The sequence below is a fragment of the Saccharothrix sp. NRRL B-16314 genome, assembly GCF_000716595.1.
Classification (GTDB): Bacteria; Actinomycetota; Actinomycetes; order Mycobacteriales; family Pseudonocardiaceae; genus Actinosynnema.
The window spans coordinates 78,087-99,814 of sequence record NZ_JNXC01000040.1; the positions used below are offsets into that span (position 1 = coordinate 78,087).

13 protein-coding genes are annotated in these 21,728 nt (G+C 70.6%); 2 read left to right on the forward strand and 11 right to left on the reverse strand.

From position 1 onward, the window contains the following. Window positions 1–101: 101 nt before the first annotated feature. Window positions 102–1,142 (reverse strand): LacI family DNA-binding transcriptional regulator, encoded by a 1,041-nt coding sequence (locus OQ02_RS35520; protein WP_033443057.1) that lies wholly within the window; start codon window positions 1,140–1,142, stop codon window positions 102–104. A 70-nt stretch (window positions 1,143–1,212) separates the two neighbouring features. Beyond that, on the reverse strand, window positions 1,213–2,190 hold the full coding sequence (locus OQ02_RS35525; protein WP_081916172.1) for a carbohydrate ABC transporter permease: 978 nt from the start codon (window positions 2,188–2,190) through the stop codon (window positions 1,213–1,215). A gap of 102 nt (window positions 2,191–2,292) precedes the next feature. On the opposite strand from OQ02_RS35525, the gene OQ02_RS35530 reads away from it, so the two are divergent. After that, window positions 2,293–3,189 carry an RNA-guided endonuclease InsQ/TnpB family protein gene (locus OQ02_RS35530; protein ID WP_197043642.1) on the forward strand — a complete coding sequence of 299 codons (897 nt, stop codon included), beginning with the start codon at window positions 2,293–2,295 and terminating at the stop codon, window positions 3,187–3,189. Between the two features lie 104 nt (window positions 3,190–3,293). Here the strand turns inward: OQ02_RS35530 and OQ02_RS35535 are convergent, their stop codons facing one another. Together OQ02_RS35535 and OQ02_RS35540 are read right to left on the reverse strand one after the other, a co-directional pair. Beyond that, a complete protein-coding gene (locus OQ02_RS35535; RefSeq protein ID WP_033443058.1) occupies window positions 3,294–4,241 on the reverse strand; it encodes an ABC transporter permease in 948 nt (315 codons plus the stop codon). Next, window positions 4,238–5,917 carry an ABC transporter substrate-binding protein gene (locus OQ02_RS35540; RefSeq protein WP_051773195.1) on the reverse strand — a complete coding sequence of 560 codons (1,680 nt, stop codon included), beginning with the start codon at window positions 5,915–5,917 and terminating at the stop codon, window positions 4,238–4,240. The genes OQ02_RS35535 and OQ02_RS35540 overlap by 4 nt, the downstream gene beginning before the upstream one ends. Before the next feature lie 197 nt (window positions 5,918–6,114). On the opposite strand from OQ02_RS35540, the gene OQ02_RS35545 reads away from it, so the two are divergent. After that, a complete protein-coding gene (locus OQ02_RS35545) occupies window positions 6,115–8,961 on the forward strand; it encodes a glycoside hydrolase family 3 protein (RefSeq protein ID WP_033443059.1) in 2,847 nt (948 codons plus the stop codon). Between the two features lie 59 nt (window positions 8,962–9,020). Here OQ02_RS35545 and OQ02_RS35550 read toward each other — a convergent pair whose 3' ends face one another. The 7 genes from OQ02_RS35550 to OQ02_RS35580 form a co-directional block, all read right to left on the reverse strand. Next, window positions 9,021–10,301: a ricin-type beta-trefoil lectin domain protein gene (locus tag OQ02_RS35550; protein WP_051773196.1), complete on the reverse strand. Its 1,281-nt coding sequence runs from the start codon at window positions 10,299–10,301 to the stop codon at window positions 9,021–9,023. Window positions 10,302–10,407: 106 nt separating this feature from the next. Further along, window positions 10,408–11,106, reverse strand: a complete 699-nt coding sequence (locus OQ02_RS35555) for a hypothetical protein (protein WP_051773197.1) — start codon at window positions 11,104–11,106, stop codon at window positions 10,408–10,410. 88 nt (window positions 11,107–11,194) lie between these two features. Continuing rightward, window positions 11,195–14,665: a ThuA domain-containing protein gene (locus OQ02_RS35560; RefSeq protein ID WP_033443060.1), complete on the reverse strand. Its 3,471-nt coding sequence runs from the start codon at window positions 14,663–14,665 to the stop codon at window positions 11,195–11,197. 471 nt (window positions 14,666–15,136) lie between these two features. Next, entirely contained in the window at window positions 15,137–15,910 is a 774-nt protein-coding gene (locus OQ02_RS35565; RefSeq protein ID WP_231500368.1) for a FadR/GntR family transcriptional regulator, read from the reverse strand. A 221-nt stretch (window positions 15,911–16,131) separates the two neighbouring features. Continuing rightward, the gene (gene larA / locus OQ02_RS35570) at window positions 16,132–17,412 is read right to left on the reverse strand and encodes a nickel-dependent lactate racemase (protein WP_033443061.1); all 1,281 of its coding nucleotides are present in this window, start codon (window positions 17,410–17,412) and stop codon (window positions 16,132–16,134) included. Then, a complete protein-coding gene (locus OQ02_RS35575; RefSeq protein ID WP_033443062.1) occupies window positions 17,409–18,302 on the reverse strand; it encodes an amidohydrolase family protein in 894 nt (297 codons plus the stop codon). The genes larA and OQ02_RS35575 overlap by 4 nt, the downstream gene beginning before the upstream one ends. Before the next feature lie 299 nt (window positions 18,303–18,601). Next, entirely contained in the window at window positions 18,602–21,457 is a 2,856-nt protein-coding gene (locus OQ02_RS35580) for a glycosyl hydrolase family 95 catalytic domain-containing protein (protein ID WP_033443063.1), read from the reverse strand. Window positions 21,458–21,728 lie beyond the last annotated feature (271 nt).

Genomic DNA, 21,728 nt, shown 5'->3' on the forward strand with positions numbered 1-21,728 from the left:
CCTCGCTGATAGGCCGGCCGGGTCGGGTCTCGCCGTCGGCCCGCCGAGGGCGTTGCCGGGGTCGCGGACGTGCATTCGGTGGTCCTGGCGGTGCGGGTGCGTCAGGTCGAGCTGGGCGTCCGGCTGCGGTGCGGGCCGGTGCTCTCCCGGACGGTCAGCACGGGTTCGAGCAGGACGAGCTCGTCGTCCGGCTGCTGGTCGCGCCCGGCGGCGGTGATCCGCTCCATGAGCTGCTCGACGGCGACCCTGCCGAGCTCCTGCGCCGGGCCGGTGACCGCCGTCAGCGCGGGCGCGTACTGCTCGGCGAGCAGTTCCGGGCACAGCGCGATCACGGAGGCGTCCTCGGGGACCGTCCGCCCGCTGATGCGCAGCAGGCTGAGCAGCGGGCCGATCGCGCCCTCGTTCTGCACCACGAACCCCGTGGTGTCCGGTCGGTCGGCGAGGATGCGGGCCAGCGTCCCCGCGGTGCTCTCGTACGTGCCCTCGCACGGCCGGTGCACGAAGCGCAGGCCTCTCGCCTCGGCGCGTTCCCGGAAGCCCATCAGGGTGCGCTCGGCATACCCGGCGTGCCGCTGGTACACCCCCGAGCCGTACCCGATGAACGCGATTTCGCGGTGGCCGAGGTCGGCCAGGTGGTCCGCGCACATCGCGCCCGCGGCCGTGAAGTCGTGGTCCACGCAGGACAGCCCGCTCCGGTCGTCGGGCAGGCCGATGAGCGCCGCCTGCGTGCGCAACTCGCGCAGCACCGGGATGCGCTCGTCGTCCAACTCGACGTCCATCAGGATCACCCCGTCGGCCAGGCCGCTCACCGCGACCCGCCGCACGCCCTCCGGCCCCTCGTCGTTGGTGATCAGCAGCACGTCGTAACCGTGCTTGCGGGCCGTCATGGTCACCGAGATCGCGATCTGCATCATGATCGGCACGTAGACGTCGGCGCGCAGGGGCACCACCAGGGCGACTATGTGCGAGCGCTTCGCGGCCAGCGCCCTGGCGCCGGCGTTGGGGTGGTAGCCGAGCTCGGCCACCGAACGCTCGACGCGGCGCCGGGTCGCCTCGGAGATCGAGCGCTTGCCGCTGAGCACGTAGCTGACCGTGCTGGCGGACACGCCCGCGTGCCTGGCCACATCGGCGAGTGTCACCATGCGTGATGCTCCTGCTTTCTCGTCCTCTTCCGGGCCCGCTCCGGCGCCCGCGTGCGCCCAGTGTGCCGCCTCAGCCCTTGACCGCCCCGGTGAGCACGCCGACGCGGAAGTGCTTCTGCATGAACGGGTACACCAGCAGCAACGGGACGATCGTCAACACGACGACCGCCATCTGCAACGACAGCGGCGCGGTCTGGGCGAACTGCGAGCCGAAGCCGGAGTTCACCGATCCGGGCAGCCCGTTGCCCCGGTTGACGTAGGTCAGCAGCACGTACTGGAGCGGCCACTTCTCGCTGTCGGTCGGCATGTAGAGCATCACGTTGAAGAACGAGTTCCAGTAGCCGACGCCGTAGAACAGGGCGACGACCGCGGTCACCGCCCGGGACGTCGGCAGGACGATCGACCACAGGATCCGCCAGTCACCGGCCCCGTCGATCCGCGCCGCCTCGATCAGGTCGGCCGAGGTGTCCGAGTAGAACGCGCGGAGCACCAGGATGTTGAACACCGACACCGCGCCGGGCAGGATCAGCGACCACCACTGCCCGTAGCCGCCGAGTTCGGTGACGACCAGGAACGTCGGGATCAGCCCGCCGCTGACGAACATCGTGACGATCAGCAGCACCAGGATGAAGCGGTGGGCCACCGAGCCGGACCGCGACAGGCCGTAGGCGCACAGGATCGACACGACCATGGACACCGCCGTGCCGACCGCCGTGATGCCGAGGCTGACCAGCAGCGCGTTGCGCACGGTGGAGTCGCCCAGCATCACGCGGTACGCCTCGAAGGTCACATCGGTCGGCCAGATCACCAGACCGCCGGCGCGGTTGACCGCCGCCTGCGTGGACAGGCTGGTCACCACGATGATCCACAACGGGATCAGGACCACCGCCACGACCATGCCGAGGGTCAGGCCCTTGGCGGTCTGACCGGCCGCGGTCGGCGGCTCCTCCCAGGCCGGGCGGGTGGACCGCTTCCGCCGCCTGATGGCACCCCGATCGGTCACGGGACGCTCGTCCTTGGTGCGTTCGATGGTGAGCGTGTCGGTCATCTGGGCTCCTGTCGGTGGATACCCCGGCGTTCACGGCGGGGAGGAATCCGGTGCTCTCGACCGCATCGGGAGGGTTTACCGTCGGGTGTCAACGTGTGAATCATGTCGTCGGAGGTGGTGGTGAAGCGGGCGTTCCGGTACCGCCTTTATCCGTCTGCGGCGCAGGAAGTGGAGTTGCTGCGCACGTTCGGGTGTGTGCGTCTGGTGTACAACCGGGCGTTGGAGGCCCGCACGCAGGCGTGGTACGGCGAGCACCGGCGGGTGAACTACCTGCAGACCTCGGCGCTGCTCACGGAGTGGAAGCGCTCGGAAGGGTTGGGGTTTCTCAACGAGGTGTCGTCGGTGCCGTTGCAGCAGTCGCTGCGGCACCTCCAGTCGGCGTTCACCGCGTACTGGGAGAAGCGGTCCCGCTATCCCCGGTTCAAGTCCCGCAAGCGCGGCAAGGCATCGGCCGAGTACACCCGGTCGGCGTTCCGTTGGCGTGACGGCCGGTTGACGTTGGCGAAGATGGTCGAGCCATTGGAGATCGTGTGGTCCCGGCCGCTGCCCGAGGGCGCGGAGCCGTCCACGGTGACCGTGTCGCGTGACCCGGCCGGCCGGTGGCACGTGTCGATCCTGGTCGAGACCACCGTCGACCAGGCTCCGCGCACCGACCGCGTGGTGGGTGTCGACGCCGGGATCACCTCCCTGCTCACCCTGTCCACCGGGGAGAAGATCACCAACCCGAGGCACGAGCGGCGGGACCGGGAACGCCTGGCCCGTGCGCAGCGGACGCTGGCCCGCAAGCAGAAGGGCTCCGCCAACCGGGCCAAGGCCCGACTGCGGGTCGCGCGTGTCCACGCCCGCATCGCCGACCGCCGCCGAGACCTGCTGTGGTCGTGGTCGACCGGTGGTTGCCCAGCTCGAAGACCTGCTCGGACTGCGGCTACCTGCTCGACACTGGCCGCCGGGCAGGCGGTCACAGCCTGTGGAGCCGGAGTAAGACCGACCCGACGCTAGTCGGCGAGGCATCCGGCGAAACCTCCCTTCCCGGGGAGAAGAAACAGGAACCGCCGGGCGCAAGCCCGACGGGCAATCCCCACCCCTTCAGGGAGGGGAGGTTGTCAACTCCGGTACAACCCGTCTTCGCCGAAGGCGTGCGCCAGCTTGTTCGCGCTCCAGATGAGCAGCAGCGAGATGACGCTCTTGAACAGCCCGGCCGCGGCGCCGTAGCTGTAGTTGTTGGTGGCGATGCCGTAGTAGAACGAGAACGTGTCGAGCACGTCCGCCGCCTCGTGGCCGACCGCCTCCCGCTGGATCAGGAACTGCTCGAACCCGACCGTGAGCGCGTTGCCCAGGCGCAGCACGAGCATGAGCATGATGACGCCCATCATGCCGGGCAGGGTGATGTGCCACAGCCGCCGCCACCGGCCGGCTCCGTCCACCGCCGACGACTCGTACAGGTCGGTGTTGATGGCGGCGAGCGCGGCGAGGAAGACGATGATCGACCAGCCGGCTTCCTTCCAGATCGCCTGCGAGGTGATCAGCAGCACGAAGGTGTCGGGGTCGGTCATGACGTCCCAGGTGCTCATGTCCTTGCTGCGCAGGAACTGGTTGACCAGCCCCGCACCGCCGAACATCTGCTGGAAGATCGTGATCGCGAGCACCCACGAGAAGAAGTGCGGCAGGTAGGCGATGGACTGGATGAGGTTGCGCAGCCGTTCGCTGAGCACCGAGTTCAACAGCAGGGCCAGCGCGATCGGGATCGGGAAGAACAGGATCAGCTGCACGAAGCTGAGGTACAGCGTGTTCGTCAGCGAACCCCAGAACAGCGAGTCACCGAACAGGGTCGTGAACTGGTCGAAGCCGACCCACTCGCTGTTCCACACCCCCACCAGCGGGTTGTAGTCCTGGAACGCCGTCAGCAGCCCGAACAGCGGAACGTAGTTGAAGACCAGGAGCAGGGCGACGGCGGGCACGGTCATCAACAACAACGACCGGTCGCGCCGCAGCCTGGCCCGCAGGGTCAGCTTGTTCTTCCGTGCGGGCGGCTCCGTGTCCACGGAGCTCATTGCCCGGTACCGTACTTCTGCAGGACGTTCTCGTCCGTCCACTGGACCAGCTTGTCGCCGCCGCCACTGGACTTCCAGGTGTTGATCGCCTCCTTCACCTCGGAGACCTTCTTCTTGCCGTGGTAGCAGTCCTTGATGGCGTCCTCGACGGCCTGCGCCGCGTCGGCGGTGGCCATCGACCGGGGCAGGCTGATGTTCATGTTCCAGAACACCGGCTTCTTCAGGTGCTTGACGTTCGCGGCCTGCCAGGCGGTGTAGTCCTTGGTGACGACGTCGGAGCCGGGGTTGCTGATCACCGAGGGCGGCGAGGCCAGGAACGGGAAGGTCTGCGGCTGGACGTTCTTCTTGCCCTCCTCGGTGGCGGTCGGGACGCCGTTGGCCATCGTGTGGTGGACGCCCTCGATGCCGAAGTTGATCAGCGTGTACTCCGCCGAGCCGTACGGCGCGGCCAGGTAGTCGGCCACCGCCAGCAACTCCTCGATCTGCTCCGGCTTCAGGTTGCTGTTGAGGTAGCTGAGGATGCGGGCCGAGGAACCGACCTCGATCCGCGGCTCGCCCTTGCCGTCCGCGGTGAAGAAGTCGAAGGAGTCCCGCCGGAAGTTCGGGTTGGCGGCCGTGCCGGACTGGTGGTCGGAGGCGTTCCACCCGCCGGAGCCGCCGCCCGCGATCAGCACCTTCCCGGAGTAGAAGCGCACGTTGCCGTCGGCGTTGTTGCCGGCCAGCGCGTCCGGGTGCACGTAGCCCGCAGTCGCGAGCTGGTAGTGCCACTCCAGGGCGTCCAGCAGCTCCGGCATGTCGTACTTGTGGACCAGCTTGTCGTCCTTCACCGTCCACTTGAGGGGCACGCCCCAGGCCGGGAACAGGTAGGTCCACACGTCGTCGAAGGCCCACACCCCGGCCTTGGCGTCGGTCAGCTCCTTGCCCAGGTTCATCAGGTCGGCGGCGGACTTCACCTGGTCCGAGCTGATGCCCCTGGCCTCGAGGACGTCGCGGCGGAAGCTCGTGCCGCCGGAGATCACGAACCCGCTGGAGAACGACGGGATGCCGTAGATCTTGTCGCCCCAGGCGCCCGCCTGCCAGGCGCCCGTGGGGATGGCCGCGAGGTTGGGGTACTTCTTGACCTTGTCGCCGGACAGGTAGGGCGTCAGGTCCGCGAGCTGCGACCCGGCCAGTTCGCCGACGTTGAAGTTGGCGTTCCACCAGCTCGGCAGCTGGATCCAGTCGGGCAGCCGCTTGGCGGCGGTCATGGTGGGGATGATCGTCGCGTAGTTGTTGCCGTCGGCCGGCTTCATCTCCAGCGTGACGCCCAGCGCCTCGTTCATGGCCTGGTAGAACGAGTTGTCGGCGGGCGGGATCGTGCCCCACAGCGGCGTGACGGTCGTGTACTTGCCGCCCTTGCCCGGAACTCCGGACACGGTGGTCACCGGGTTCGACGGGTAGGTGAGGAAGCCGGGATCGGTCAGGACGTCCGGTCCACCGGCGACGGAGGCGATGTCCGGCTTGATCGAGGTGCTCGGCACGTAGCTCGGCAGCGCGGACCTGAGGGCATCGCTGTTCGCGCCGGTCTTCTGCTGTGCGCCACCGCCGCAGGCGGACAACAGGCCGCCCGTGGCCGCGAGTCCCGCGACCGAAGCCGTGACGCTCAGGAACCTCCTGCGATTCAGCTCGATCCCCATGACAGGGCCCACCCTTCGTCGTTGAAGCGGACTGTCGAAGCGCTTAGATGATGCCGGAGACTAATCATGTGACATGGCGCACGGCAAGAGGCAGTTTCGAGGCTGGATTGGAGGCTGCTCGGCACGATTGACAGTGCTCCGATGCACGTGACAGCGTTGAAGCGCTTCACCTGATCTGACTCAAGGGGTTGTGCCGCGTGAGTTCCTCTTCCCTGCCCGCCACCGAGCGGCTGCCGTTTCACGACTCCGAGCTGGACGTGCGCAAGCGCGTCGATGATCTGCTCGGCCGGCTGACGCTCGACGAGCGGATCGCGATGCTGCACCAGCACGCACCGGCCGTGCCGCGGCTGGGCGTCGGCCCCTTCCGCACCGGCGCCGAGGCGTTGCACGGTGTGGCGTGGCTCGGTGTCGCGACGGCGTTCCCGCAGGCAGTGGGCCTGGGCGCGACCTGGGACGAGGACCTGGTCCGCCGCGTCGCGGAGGCGACCTCGGTCGAGCTGCGCGCGTTCCACGGGCACCGCCCACCGGCCGACGGCGACGCACCGACGAGCCTCCAGGCGTGGGCGCCGGTGGTGAACCTGCTGCGCGACCCGCGCTGGGGGCGCAACGAGGAGGGCTACTCCGAGGACCCGGTGCACACCGCGCGGCTGGCGGAGGCGTTCTGCCGCGGCATGGCGGGCGACGACCCGAGGTTCCTGCGCACGGCCCCCGTGCTCAAGCACTTCCTGGCCTACAACAACGAGGACGACCGCTGCACGACCTCGTCCGGTGTGCGTCCCCGCGTGCTGCACGAGTACGACCTGGCGGCGTTCCGGCCCGTGGTGGCGTCCGGCGCGGCGACCGGCGCCATGGCCGCCTACAACCTGGTCAACGGTCGCCCGTGCCACGTCAGCCCGCTGATCGAGGACGAGCTGCGCCGCTGGGCCGAACCCACCGGGCACGAGCTGTTCGTGGTCAGCGACGCGGAAGCGCCGTCCAACCTGGTCGACCCGGAGCACTACTTCGACGACCACGCCGAGTCACACGCCGCCGCGCTCAAGGCGGGCATCGACAGCTTCACCGACCACGGCCTGGACAGCGCCACGCCGGTCGGGCGGCTGCGCGAGGCGCTGAAGCGCGGCCTGATCGACGAGGCCGACGTCGACCGCGCGGTGCGCCGGCAGCTGGCGCTGCGGTTCCGCCTCGGCGAGTTCGACCCGGACCTCGACCCGTACGCCGCGATCGGTCCCGACGTGATCGACCACGCGGACCACCGGGTGCTCGCCGCGCGTGCGGCCACCGAGTCCGTGGTGCTGCTGAAGAACGACGGGCTGCTGCCGCTCGACAAGGCGTCGGCGCCCCGCGTCGCGGTCATCGGCCCGCTCGGCGACGTGCTGCACGAGGACTGGTACAGCGGCACGCTGCCCTACCAGGTCACCGTCGCCGCCGGCCTCGAGGAGGCGGTCGGCGGTGTGGTCCGCGTGTCGGGTGACGACCGGATCGCGCTGCGGTCCCGCAGGACCGGCCGGTTGCTCGGTGACACCGCGTTCGACGTCACCGAGTGGGGCGACGACGTGGTGACCCTGCGGTCGGCCGACACCGGTCGCCACCTCAGCGCCAAGGACGGCTCGCTGGTCGCGGACGAGGAGCGGATCAAGAGCTGGGACGTGCACGAGACGTTCCGGCTGGAGCCCGTCGCGGACGACGGCGACGCGGTGCTGCTGCGCAACGTCCTCACCGGCCGTTACGCCGCGGTCGACCCGGTAGACGGCAAGGTCGGCGTCACGGCCGCGACGCCCGAGGCCGCCGAGCGCTGGTCGCGGGAGCTGGTGCGCGACGGCGCGGCGGAGGCCCGTGCCGCCGCTGCCGCCGCCGACCTCGCGGTCGTCGTCCTCGGCAACCACCCGCTCATCAACGGCCGCGAAACGCAGGACCGCACCGGCACCGCGCTGCCCCGGACGCAGGCGGCACTGCTCCGCGCGGTCGCCGAGGTCCGGCCGGCCACCGTCCTGGTGGTGATGAGCAGCTACCCCTACGCCCTGGACTGGGCCGACGAGCACCTGCCCGCCGTGGTGTGGACCTCCCACGGAGGGCAGGAGACGGGCCACGCGCTCGCCGCCGTGCTGCTCGGCGACGCCGAGCCGGCGGGACGGCTGCCGCAGACCTGGTACCGGGGCGACGACGACCTGCCCCACCCGCTCGACTACGACGTCATCAAGGCGGGGTGGACCTACCAGTACCACCGGACCGCCCCGCTGTACCCGTTCGGCCACGGCCTGTCCTACACCGACTTCGCCCACAGCGACCTGCGGTTGTCGTCGTCGGTCGTGCCGCAGGACGGATCGCTCGACGTCTCGGTGGCGGTGGCGAACACGGGCGCGCGGTCCGGCAGCGAGGTGGTCCAGGTGTACGCGCGGGCGTTGGACGCCCGCTACGACGCGCCCCGGCTGCACCTCGTCGACTTCCGCAAGGTCCGCATCGGCGCGGGGGAGACCGAGGAGCTGACCTTCCGGCTGCCCGTCGAACGGCTCGCCCACTGGGACGTCGCCCGCGGTGCGTTCACGGTCGACCCGGGCGACTACGAGATCGTCGTCGCCCGTTCCGCCGAGGACCACGTCCTCGTCGCACCGCTCACGGTCACCGGCGAGAGCCCCGCGCCGCGCGCCCTCGTCGACCGGGACACCCGCGCCGTCGACTTCGACGACTACTCGGACGTCGTGCTCGTCGACGCGACCCGTGCCGCCGGTGACGCGGTCGCACCGGCGGACCCGGCGCGACCCGCGACGCTGCTGTTCCGCGCCGCAGACCTGGCCGGCGCCGTCGGCGTCGAGGTCGAGGTGGCGCGGGCCGGTGGTCCCGGGCAGGCACGACTGGAGTTCCACCTGGCCGACCGGTTGCTCGGCGTGGTCGACGTGCAGGTGACGGGTGACCGCTACGAGTGGACGACCGCCGCGACCCGGTTCCCGGAGCGGTTGGACGGGGTCCACGACCTGCGGCTGACCCTGTGCGGTGACTTCGTGCTCGCGGCGTTCCGCCTCACCTCCGACCGGCCGGCCGCCGGCTGAGCTGTCGACGACCGACCGGTAGAGGCGGCCCGCACCCTGCGGGCCGCCTCTACCCGCACCTAGGCCTTGGCCCAGCGCTGGTTGGCGCCGGTGTGGCAGTTCCACACGATCACCCTGGTGCCGTTGGCGGTGCCGGCGCCGTTGATGTCGAGGCACAGCCCGTTCTGGGCGTTGCTGATGGTGCCGTTGGTGTTGAGGTTCCACTGCTGGTTCGTGCCGCCCTGGCAGTCCCAGATCCGCACCTGGGTGCCCGCGGCGGCGTTGGCCGGCATGTCCAGGCACTTGCCCATCACCTGCAACGCCTTGCCGTTCTGGGTGAACTGCTGGTTGGCGCCGCTGTTGCAGTCCCAGATGATCATCGGCGTGCCGTTGGCCGAGTTCGCGCCGTTGACGTCCAGGCACCGGCCGGCGGCCTCGCCGCGCAACCGGAACGTGGTCGGGGCCGGGGGCTGCTCACCGGTGAAGAACTTCCACACCTCGTTCTTGACCCAGCTCCGGGCGCCGCTCTCGCAACCCGCGCACCCGTCGACCGGGCCCTGCTGGTGACCGCCGTCGAACGCGGCCCAGACGACCGGGTACCCCGTCCGGCACCCCGAGTAGGCGGTGCTGATGTGGGTGAGGCTGCCCCGGGCCGGCTCCGGCGGGTTCTGGGCCGTGCAGCCGTTGTTCCGGACGAACCGGTCGCGCAGACCTCGTCCCGCGCCGATGTTGTCCGAGATGCCGTGGATGCCCATGAAGGCGACCGGCTGGGTGCCGTCGCTGCACCCGCTGATCGCGCCGGGCGCCGCGATGGCCGCGACCGCGCGGAAGGCGGTCGGCCGTGAGCACGCGAGCGAGAAGCTCATCGCGCCGCCGTAGCTGAAGCCGAGGGCGAACCGCTGCGCCGTGTCGACGCAGAGGTCGTCCTCGATCCGCTTGATCATGGCGTCGACGAAGGTGACGTCCTCGCCGCCGGAGTTGCCCCAGCCGTTGTTGAGGCCCTGGGGCGCGACGAAGATCGCGGTGTTGTTCGCCAGCCGCCGCAGCCCGTAGTGGGCGTAGACGTCGCCGTCGCTCCCGCCCGAGGCGACCTGGTCCATGGTGCCGCCCAACCAGTGGAACCCGAAGACCAGTCGGTGCTGGTAGGTGTTGTCGTAGTTGTCGGGGACGCTCAGGATGAAGCTGCGGGTCTTGCCGCCGCTCTGGATCGTGTGCGTGCCGCTGCGCAGGGTGGGTGCCTTGCCGCATCCCGGGGTGGCGGCGTTGACCCCGACGGCGGACGCAGCGGGTGCGGACGCGGCGGGTGCGGGTGCGGTCGCGGGCTCCGCGCCGGCGACATCGGCACCGGTCAGCAGGAGCACTGCGGCGGCGGCGATCGATGGCCAACGCCGGTGAAAGCGGTTTTCTCTTGACACGTGTGTGCTTCCGTCCTGTGTGGTGTGGCTCGCTAGTGGGTCGGGTGGGCGGTCACCCGCTGCCTTCCGGCGCCGTGTCGGCCGGGATCGCGCCGGAGTCCGGGCCGGAGGGCAGGTAGACGTGCACGTGCCCCTTGCCCGCGTCGATGCTGATCACGTCCAGCTGGAGCGCGGCGACCGACCAGGCGCGCAGCGCCAGCGTGCGCTGCGCGCCGGCCAGGGTGAGCAGTTCGCCCGCCAGTGGCTCGGGAGCGGTGACCGCGGCGGCGAAACCGTCGACCGCCGCCGCGAGTTGCTCGACGGCGGTCCGCATCCCGGTGCGGGCGACGTTCACCCCGTTGCCCGCCGACGGTGTCTCCGCGTACCGCTGCACCTCCGCGGACACCACGTCGCGCCAGCCGCGCACCTCGTCGATCGTGGGCGCGGCCGGCGTCCCCGTGCCTTGCGGGGGAGACGCCGCGGCCATCGCCTGCAACACCGGTGTCAGGCGTTCCCTGCCACCCCTGGCCAGCTCGATCAACGTCCCGACCTGCTCGACGTCCCGCTTCGCCTCGGCCTGTTGCAACTCGGCGATCCGCTGTTCCGTCGCGTCCGGCCCCGACGTCCACGAACCGGACACGAACGCGACGGCGAACCCGAGCGCGAACGTGGTGACCAGGGCGGTGGCCGAGCCCCAGCGGGATCGTGGCCCGGCGGGCCGGCTGAGGGACTTCCGGGGCCGGGCCCGCCCCGCCGACGTGGTCTTGCCCATGACCGTTCTCCTTGCCGTGCTCTGGGGAGGAGACCTGGCGGCGGAGGGTCCGCGGCCCCGGCGCGTGCCGGAGCCGCGGACCGCCCGCTCAGGGCAGCGTCCACCGCTGGTTGGTGCCGCCGTTGCAGGTCCAGATGATCAGCTGGGTGCCGTCGGCGGAGCTGCCGCCGTTGGCGTCCAGGCACTTGGAGCCGTTGCGGAGCGTGCCGTCCGACTGGGCCGACCAGTTCTGGGCGGCCGAGCCGTTGCAGCTCCACAGCTGCACCAGGGCGCCGTCGGCGGTGCTGCCGCCGTTGACGTTGAGGCACTTGCCCAGGGCCTGGAAGGTCTGCCCGGTGCGCGTCCACGTCTGGTTGGCGCCGCCGTTGCAGGTCCACAGCTGGACCTTGGCCCCGTCGGTGCTGCTGTTGCCGTTGACGTCGACGCACTTGCCGCCGACGCCGACGATGCGGCCGGTCCCACCGCCGGTGCCCGGTGTGCCGACCCCGGCCCCCGTGAACGTCATCGAGTCGACGTCGAAGGAGCTGGTGCCGGTCCTGAACACCATGAACAACTCCGTGGTGCCACCGGGATCGGTGACGTTCACCGCGGACGTGCTCACGTAGTTGTCCCAGCCGCCGGTGCTCGGCACCTGGACCGTGGCGATCAACGCCCCCGTCGGCGACCCGGCGCGGAACTCGACCGATCCGCCACCGCTCGGCGAGGACAGCCGGACGGACACCTGGTTGATGCCGGTGAAGTTGTACGGCTTGAACGAGATCCAGTCGTTGGTGCCGATGTCGCCGACCCGACCACCGGACTCGGCCCCGGACTGCGACACGACCCGCACGCCGGAGGAGCCGGTGAAGTACTCGGCCTGCTTGCGCTTGGGTTGCAGCAGGACCTTCCGGCTGCCCTCAAGTGCGGGCACGCCCGTCGTGCCGTTGTCGGTGTACCGGCTCGCCGCCACCCAGAACGAGTTCAGGTTGGCGTGCGCGCTGTCGGTCTCGGCCTTCAAGGTGCCCGTGCAGCCGGGGATCGGCGAGAGGTCGTGCCCGTGCTGGTCGTGTCCCAGCGCCGGGGTGGTGGTCACCCTGCCGCAGTCGACCGTGCCGTCCTCGGGGTCGGTGACCGCGACCGTGTACGGGATCGAGTCGCCCCAGCCGAACATGCCGCCGTCCGGGATGCTCAGGTTGACCGTCGGCGCGGTGTTGCCCGAGGTCACGACCACGCTGCCGACGCCGGACTTCCCGCCGGCGTCGGTGACGGTGAGCTTGGCGTTGAACTGGCCCTTGGCGGTGTAGGTGTGCGACGGGTTGGCCTCGGTGGACGTGCCGCCGTCGCCGAACTCCCACCGGTAGGTCACCGGGCCGCCTTCGGGGTCACCGGAGCCGGCGCTGGAGAACCGCACCGTCAGCGGTGAGGAACCAGAGGTGGGCGTCGCCGTCGCGGTCGCGGTCGGACTGCGGTCACCGCTCTTGTAGTCGATGCGGTAGAGCCCGGAGTCGGGGTTGTCCCGACCGTAGCCGGAGCCCCATTCGAGCAGGTACATCGCTCCGTCCGGGCCGAACTTCATGTCCAGCGGCGACTTGAAGCTCAGGTTCGACAGGAAGTCGTTGATCTTCAACAGCTTGCCGTCCTGGCCGACCCGGAACTCCCACATCCGGTTGCGCGACCAGTCGCCGAAGAACGGGGTCTGGTCGAAGTACGACGGGAACTTGGTCTGCGACGGGTTGTTCGCGTCGTACTGGTAGATCGGGAACGCGCCCGGCGCCTCGCCGCCCGAAGGGCTGCCCATCTCCGGGAACTTGTTCCCGTTCGCGCCGTTGCCGTACCAGACCTCGGCCTTGCGCGCGGCGGGCAGCTCGGTCAGGCCGGTGTTGTTGGGCGAGTTGTTCACCGGCCGGGCGCAGTCGAACTTCGCGCCCGACTGACCCGTGGCGAAGTTGTAGTCGTTGAACGGGATGTTGTCGCCGATGCAGTACGGCCAGCCGTAGAAGCCGGGCGACGTGATGACGTTCCACTCGACGGTACCGCCGGGTCCGCGGTTCGCGTTGTCGTTGGCGGCGTCCGGGCCGTAGTCGGCCGCGTAGATCGCACCCGTGGTCGGGTGCACCGAGAACCGGAACGGGTTGCGGAAGCCCATCGCGTAGATCTCGGGCTTCGTCCTGGCGGTGCCCGGCGCGAACATGTTGCCCGACGGGATGGTGTAGGTCCCGTTGGTCTCCGGGTGGATGCGCAGGATCTTGCCCCGCAGGTCGTTCGTGTTGGCCGCGGTGGCCTGCACGTCGTTGCTCGACCAGCCCGGCCGCTCGTCGATCGGCGCGTAGCCGTCGGAGCGGTGCGGCTGGACGTCGTCACCGGTGCCGATGTAGAGGTTGCCGTTCGGCCCGAACGCGATGTAGCCGCCGGTGTGGCCCGGTTCCGGCGCCTGCCGTGACGACGGCACCTTCATCAGGATCCGCTCGCTGGACATGTCCAGCGTGTCGCCGTTCACGGTGAACCGTGACACCCGGGCGATGTCCTCGCCACCGCCCGCGGGCGAGTACATCAGGTAGATCCACTTGGTGGTGGCGAAGTTCGGGTCGAGTGCGAGCCCGGTCAGGCCGTCCTCACCGCCGGTGTAGACGCTGAGAGTGGCCGCCGTGACCGTGGTGCGGGCGTCCGGCCGGTAGACCTTCACCTTGCCGCCGTACTCCGCGTAGAACACGCGGCCGTCCTTGGCGACGTCCAGCTCCGCCGGCCCGACGGTGTTGTCGTCCAGCGTCACCTTCTCGAAGCTGCCCCACGAGGTGGGACCGCAGTCGGCCTGGACCTTGCCGCCGGCCGACTCCACGCCGCCCTTGACGTGCTCGCGGAACAGCGATTCGGAGTAGCTGGACGCCTGGTGGCCCATGGCGGTCGTCCACAGCCGGCCGCCCTCGAAGTTGCGGCACCACGAGATCGGGTGGTCGTAACCCATCCGGCTCGAACCCGGGTCGTACGTCGTCTCGTCGGCGGTCACCAGCACGTGGGCGTTGCCGCGGACCGAGCGGGTGAAGTTGTACCACTCCTCGGTGCGCGTCCACCGGTCCGGCAGCGCCGCGCCGGACGGGTGCTTGCGGTCGGCGACCTTGGCGGTGCCGGACACCGTGGCCGAGTGCTGCGTCATGGTCGCGCCGAGCATCTGGTCCCACCACGGGAACTGCTGCTCGACGTTCATGTCCGTCGCGTTGTGGATCGCGACGAAGCCGCCGCCGGCGCGCATGTACTTCTGCGCCGCGGCGCGCTGGGAGTCGTTGTCCCACACCATGCCGGAGGTCTGGAGCATGACGACCACGTCGAACGTGGCCAGGGCCGCGTCGTTGAAGACCGACGAGTCCTCGCTCTTGGTCAGCTCCCACGTGTTCTGGGCGGCGAGCTGCTCGAACATGGTGATCCCGGCGGGGATCGAGTCGTGTCGGTAAGCCCCGGCGGCGGTCTTGCTGAACAGCAGGACGTGGAAGCCTTCGGGGTGCGCGGGCGCCGGCGCGGTGGCCAGCCCCGTCATCACCAACGCGCTACCTATGATCGACAGCAGGCGCGCGAATCTGTGTCGCATGGCCACTCCTCTGGGGCACTTGAAGGCGACTGAAGGGATTACGCGGCGGCGGTGTGCGGGAAGGGCGTCGGTGTCCGGCGGCGGTCACCGGAACCGGTGGTCGACGTACGAGTGCGGCGGCACCCCGGCGGACGAGGGTCGAGCCGGCGCGGTGCACGGCACCGCGCCGGCTCGGATTCGGATTCCAGTCCGCTCGATCGCACCACGGGCTGTCGACCGCGGTGGGGCTCAGGGGGCTTCACCGGGGGAGGCGGACTCGTCCACCGTCAGCGGACGATGATCGAACCCGTCGACGAGCAGACATGAGCGCTCCCTCGGTGCGTCATTGCCCGGGTGCTGGATGTCATACATGTACTCGTACGTTCGAGGCGATTTGTAGCACACATCCGCCGAACGAGTCCAGACACCAAGGGCACCCCACCGTCATGGACGAGGGGTGCCCCTGGTCGATCAGTCGAGGGTGCCGGTGCGTCAGCCGAAGAGGCGGCGCTGGATCTCGCGGCGGTAGTCCTGCAGGGTGTTGTCGATGTGGACGGCGGCGGCGGTGGCGGCGGCTTCGACGTCGCCGTCGCGGATCGCCTGGTAGATCGCGAGGTGCTCCTCGACGGCCTCGGCCGCGTGTCCGCCGACGGTGCCGTGCAGCCCGATGGTGCTGGACTGCCGTTGCAGGCGGCGGGCTTCACGCACGGCGGCCACGAGGAACTGGTTGTGGGACGCCTCGGCGACGGCGAGGTGGAAGTCCTCGTCGCCGCGTTCGAACAGCACGGCCTGACCGGTCACGTGGCCCTGCCGGCAGGTGTCCGCGGCGGCGCCGATGGCGCGCAGCTCGGCGGGGGTGGCGTGGGTCGCGGCCAGGCGGCTGGCCGCGGTTTCCTGCACGCGGCGGAACTCGAAGAGCATGTAGACGTGGTCGAGGTTGGTGGGCAGGAAGAAGCCGCCCCACCGGGAGGAGCCGAGCATGCCCTCGTCGTCCGCCACGTAAAGCCCTCGGCCCTTGTGCGCGCGCACCCGACCGATCGCGGAGAGGATCTTGACGGCTTCCCGCACGACCGTGCGGCTGGTGCCCATCCGCGCGGCCAGCTCGTTCTCGGTCGGCATCCGGTCGCCCGGCTGCAACCCCAGCTCGGCGATCAGCTGGAGGATCTGCTCGGAGACGAGCTCGTAGCCCGGTCGGTACGGACCGGGCGCGGGGGTGGTGCCCGGTTCCCCGGTCGGGTCGCCCGGCACAAGTGCGCGATCCGTCAACGCCGCTCCTTAATGACGGTTCGCCAGAAGAGTATGACGGCTCACCGTTGTCCACCCAGCCTACATCCGGCCAGGCGACCGGCGGCGCGCTTGCGTCGCGGTGCCCGGCACTGCACGTCAGGGTGGATCGTACTCGGCGCTAACGATCCGCGGGCGACGGGGTGCGGATAAGCATGCTCATTTCGCCCGAGTGGCCTCCCGTTCCGGGGCGAGCGCGCCGGTCACCGCGCACCGCCCGCCAAGTAGGGGATGGTCTGGGGACCTTCCGGGAGGACGCACACGCGCGCTCCGGGACCGGCGTCGGCGAGCGCACGGGCGACGGTGGCCGAGATGTCGTCGGTCTGCTCGAGGTGGGCCGCGGCGAGGTCGGCGTCGCTCAGGAACGAGGTGTGCATGACGACCCGGCAGGTGGACTGGATGCGGGCCTGGATCTGCACCTGCCACTGGTCCGGAACGGTGTCGACGCGCGCGCTGATGTCCTCGAACAGCGCCTTGGGCGACGGGGCGGAGGCAAGCACCCGGCGGTAGGAGCCGTGGTCGGGGAAGCCGTCCCGGCACTCCGCCGCGCACACGATCGTGCCGCCGGGCCGGACGACCTGGTGCGCCGCGGACATCCCCTTGACGGCCTGGTAGAGGTTCTGGTCCAGCGGGAAGCCGGAGTTCGTGGTCACGACCACGTCGAACGGCGCGTCGACGGGCCGCATCGCCATCCGCTTCGCCACGGCGGTCGCGGCGGCGTGCATCGGCAGCAGGTCGCCGCCGAACGCCGCCACGACCTCCTTGTCCCGGTTCAGCACCACGTCCAGCGAGAAGGTGGTCCCGGTGGCCGCGGCGATCGCCCGGACGTCGTCGTGGACGGGGTTGCCGCGGGTGATGCCCCAGGTGGCGCGCGGATCACCGATCCGGGCCGCGTCGTGCAGCACCAGCACGGTCTCCAGCGCGGCGAGCCCCGGCGCGACCATCTTCGGGCCGCCGGAGAAGCCCGCGAAGAAGTGCGGTTCCACGAAGCCCGTGGTGATGCGGACGTCCGCGTCCACCCACTCGCGGTTCAGCCACACCGGCACGCCGTTGCCGTGCGTGCCGACCCACGTCAACCGGTCGCGGTCCCGCGCGTCGTGGTTGACGATCCGCACGGAGTCCACGACTTCGTCGCCGAACATCCGTCGCAGCTCGTCCTCGTCGTTGCCGCGGTGCGTCCCGGTGGCCACCAGGACCACCACGTCTTCGAGGCGCACGATCCCGTCGAGCTCCGCGAGGACGGCGGGGATCATCAGCTGCCGCGGTTGCGGCCGGGTGCCGTCGCACGCCGAGATCGCCACCGTCTGGCCGGGGCGCACGCGGTCGCGCAACGGAGGTCCGGCGACGGGGGAGCGCAGCGCCGCGCGCAGGACGTCGACCTGATCCGCCGCGGCGTCGTGGTGCACGGGTTCGACCACGGTGGTGGCCGCCGGGTCGAGGTGGATGTCGAGCCCGGTGTCCCCGTAGGCGAGACGCACCTTCACAGTCGTTCCCCCGGCAGTCGGTAGACGCGCGCGGCCGTGCTGCCGAACACCTCGTCGCGCTCGGCGGGGGTCAGCCCGGCGGTCAGGCCCTCGGCCGCCGCGACGACCTCCTCGTAGGAGCCCGCGAGCAGGCAGACCGGCCAGTCGGAGCCGAACATCACCCGGGACGGGCCGAACGCGTCCAGCGCCACGTCGGCGTACGGGCGCAGGTCCGCCACCGTCCACCCGACCGGGTCCGCCTCGGTGACCATGCCCGACAACTTGCAGGTGACGTTCGGCTCGGCGGCGAGTTCGCGGAGGTGGGACGCCCACGGTTCGAGGTCGCCGGAGGCGATCGGGGGCTTCGACAGGTGGTCCAGCACGAACGTCGCCCCGGGCAGCGCGCGGACGGTCTCGATCGCCGCCGGCAACTGGTGCACGAGGGTGAGCAGGTCGTAGGCCAGGCCCGCCTCGGCGACCGCGCGCAGCCCGCGCCGGACGTCGGGCCGGGCCAGCCAACGCGGGTCCGGCTCTCCCTGCACGAGGTGCCGCACGCCGACGAGGAGGTCGCCGCCGGGACCGGCGCGCAGGTCGGCCAGCACGTCACCGATGCCCGGGTCGGTGAGGTCGACCCACCCGACGACACCCGCCACCAGCCCTGCGCCCTCGTCGGCCGCCAGGGCCAGGAACTCCGCCGTCTCCTCGACGTCGGGGACGACCTGGACCAGGACCGTCCGGTCGATCTCCGCCACCGCGGCGACGGACGACAGGTCGTCGAGGGTGAAGTCGCGGCGGATCGGGGTGAGGTCCGCTCCGTTCAGCCAGTCGTGGGCGCGACGGCTCGGCCCCGTCCGGGTCGGCGTGCCCGGCAGGAGCCGCCAGAGGTGGTGGTGGGCGTCGATCCGGGTCATATGGTCTCCACGGCAGGTCGTCGGCCGCACTGGGTTCGGCGGGGTGGCGGCCGGCCACGAGCAACGCGGTCGAGGTCGGACGCCGCACGAGCGCGGCGAAGGTTAGCAATACATCCCACCTCATCGGAAGGGTGGGTCATGCGCTCGGCGACGTCCGACACCGCGTATTGCCTACTGGGCCTTGCTGTTGGTCTCACACGAGCCGTCCTACGACTCGCGTGTCGCCACCGTGATCCGGCGGATTGATCCTATGTCTTGTCGGTGAAGGTGGACTGCGGCCCGGCCAGGAACAGCGACGGTCAGGCGCGCTGGAGCAGGAAGCGCTGGTTGGTGTTGCCGGTGAGCGACCACTGCGAGATGCGGGCGCCATCGGCCGTCGAGGCGGACCACACGTCCATCGCGAGGCCGCTCTGCTGGTTGACCACGCTGACCACACCGCCGCCGTGGTCGACCAGCCGCCACAGCTGGTTCGACGTGCCCGCATCGCGCTGCTGGGTGATGTCGGTGCCGCTGCCGCTGCCGGCCTGGAGCACCAGCCCGCTGTGCCGGGCCCGGATGCGGTAGTGGTCGCCCGAGGGCAGGAAGTCGAACTGCTGGTTGAGGCCGCTGGTGGCCGGCCACTGGACCAGCGTGGCGCCGGCGGCGGTCGAGGCTCCGTTGACGTCGGCCCGCTTGCCGCTGTGCTGCGCGACGAGGTGGTAGTTCACGCCGGGCTCGACCAGCGCCGGTTGCCCCTGGGCGGTCACCCGGTAGGTGTGGCCCGCCTGCCCGGTGAACCGGATCAGGTCGGACTCCAGCCGCTCCGGCTGGACCGCGGCGCCACTGGTCACGTCCTGCAGCGCGTAGGTGCCGGTGAACGCCCGGCTGCGGACCTTGACGGCGCCGTCGCGGTCGGGCTTGACGGTGAGCTCCCTGGCCACACCGCCGCTCCACGTGGCGCCCACCGTGTAACCACCCCGGCCGCGCAGGCCGTCGACCTTGCCGGCCGGCCAGGCGGGCGGCAGCGCGGGCAGCAGGTGCAGCTCGCCGTTGTGGCTGTGCAGCAGCATCTCGGCGATGCCGGACGTCGCGCCGAAGTTGCCGTCGATCTGGAACGGCGGGTGCAGGTCGAACATGTTCGGCGCGAGCCGGTCCGGCGTCACCAGTGAGCGGATCAGGTCGTGCGCCCGGCCGCCCTCCTCCATCCGCGCCCAGTAGTTGATCTTCCACGCGAGTGACCAACCGGTGCCGGCGTCGCCGCGCAGCTGGAGGGTGCGGCGGGCGGCCTCGAACAGCTGGGGCGTGCCCCGCTTGGTGATCTGGTTGCTCGGGTGCAGGCCGTACAGGTGCGAGACGTGCCGGTGGTTCGGCTCGGTCTCGACCCAGTCGTACAGCCACTCCATGACGTTGCCCCGGGAGCCGACCCGCGTCGGTGCGAGCCGCTGGCTCGTCGAGCGGACCCGCGACCTGAAGTCGGCGTCCACGCCCAGCACCTCCGAGGCGCGGGCGCAGCCGTCGAACAGGTCGCGCAGGATCTGCATGTCCATCGTGGGACCGGCGCACACGCTGGCGTTCGCGTGGTGGGGCAGCTCCGGCGAGTTCGACGGGTTGGTGACCAGCCACTTCAGCGTCGGTTCCTCCACCAGGGTGTCGAGGAAGAACTGGACGGCGCCCTTCACCGCGGGGTAGTAGGTCCGCAGGAACTCGACGTCGCCGGTGAACAGGTAGTGGTCCCAGACCATGGTGGCGAGCCACGCGCCACCGGTCTGCCACATGCCCCAGAGCGCGCCGTCGACCACCGAGGAGCCGCGCCACCCGTCGGTGTTGTGGTGGGTGACCCAGCCACCGGCCCCGTACTGGGCCCTCGCGGTGCGGGCGCCGGTCGCGGTGAGGTCGTTGATCATGCGGAACACCGGCTCGTAGCACTCGGCGAGGTTGGTCGAGTCGGTCGGCCAGTAGTTCATCGGCAGGTTGGCGTTGATGGTGTACTTCGAGTCCCACGCCGGGGTCAGCTGGTCGTTCCAGATGCCCTGGAGGTTGGCGGGCTGGGTGCCCGGCCGCGACGACGAGATCAGCAGGTACCGGCCGTACTGGAAGAGCAGCGCGGAGAACTGGGGGTCGACGGTGCTGCCGTGCTGGGCGATCCGGACGTCGGTCGGCTGGTCCGCCGCCGCGGTGCGGCCGAGGTCGATCGTGGCCCGCCCGAACAGCTGCCGGTAGTCCGCCACGTGCCGGCTGCGCAGCACGTCGTACGCCGTGCCCTGCGCGCCGTTCAGGCGACCGCGGGCGATGCCCTGGTAGTCGCCGGCCACGTTCCGGTAGTCGACGTAGCTGGTGCCGATCGAGATCAGCAGCGTCACGCTGGTGGCGTTGGACACCCGCAGCGTGCCGCCGGAGCTGCTGGTGCTGCCGCCCTCGGCGATCGCCTTGGCCAGCACGAGGAACCGGACGGCGCCGGTGATGCCCCGGTGGTCACCGGACCGGCCGTCCAACCCGATCGTCGTGCCGTCGGGGCTCGACGCCGTCGCCCGCTGCGGTGTGCTGAACGAGGCGGTGAACGAGATCGACCCGGGCGTCTCGGCCGTCAGGCGCACGGCGATGACCTGGTCCGGCGCGCTGGCGATCACCTCGCGCTGGTACCGGACGTTGTTCGCCACGTAGGTCACCGCGGTCGTGGCGGTGGTCAGGTCGAGCCACCGCTGGTAACCGGACAGCCCGCTCGCGGTGGGGAACGTGAGCCTGAGGTCGCCCACGGTCTGGTAGGCCAGCTGCGCGGCCGGGCTGCCGAGCATCGTCCGGTCGATGAGCGCCTGCGCCTCGGTCCACCGGTTCGCGAACACCAGTCGCCTGATCTCCGCCAGGGCGCTCGCGCCCTGCGGGTTGGTGTAGTCGTGCGGCCCGCCCGCCCAGACCGTGTCCTCGTTGAGCTGCAACCGCTCCGTGTCGACGTTGCCGAAGACCATGGCGCCGAGCCGGCCGTTGCCGACGGGCAGCGCGCGCAGCCACTCCGTGCCGGCCTGCTCGTCGTACCACAGCGCGAGGTCGTCGACCGCCTGCACTTCGGGCGGCGCGGTCGACCCGGCACGGGCCACCGCCGTCCACCCGCCCGGCATCATCAGGGCTCCGGCGCTCGCCGCGCCGAACTTCATCAGGCGCCTGCGTGGCAAATCCGACATGCTGGACCCTCCAGAGTGGACGGTGCTGGACCGGGAGCGGGACACGACTGTCCTCAGTGGCCGGTGGACCGCCGGATCGGGTCGCGAGGTCCACGGCTCGACCGAAGCCCTCGGGGCAACGTAGCCGGCGGCGAACGGCGCCGTCAATGCCATCCGGCCGATCGGTGTTAGCGATAACACGAGCTGGCCCCGCCTGCTGACCTTGCCGAATGGCCATCGCTCGTTAGCGCTAACAATTTTAGCAACGCAGAACGTTGACGCCCCGACTCGT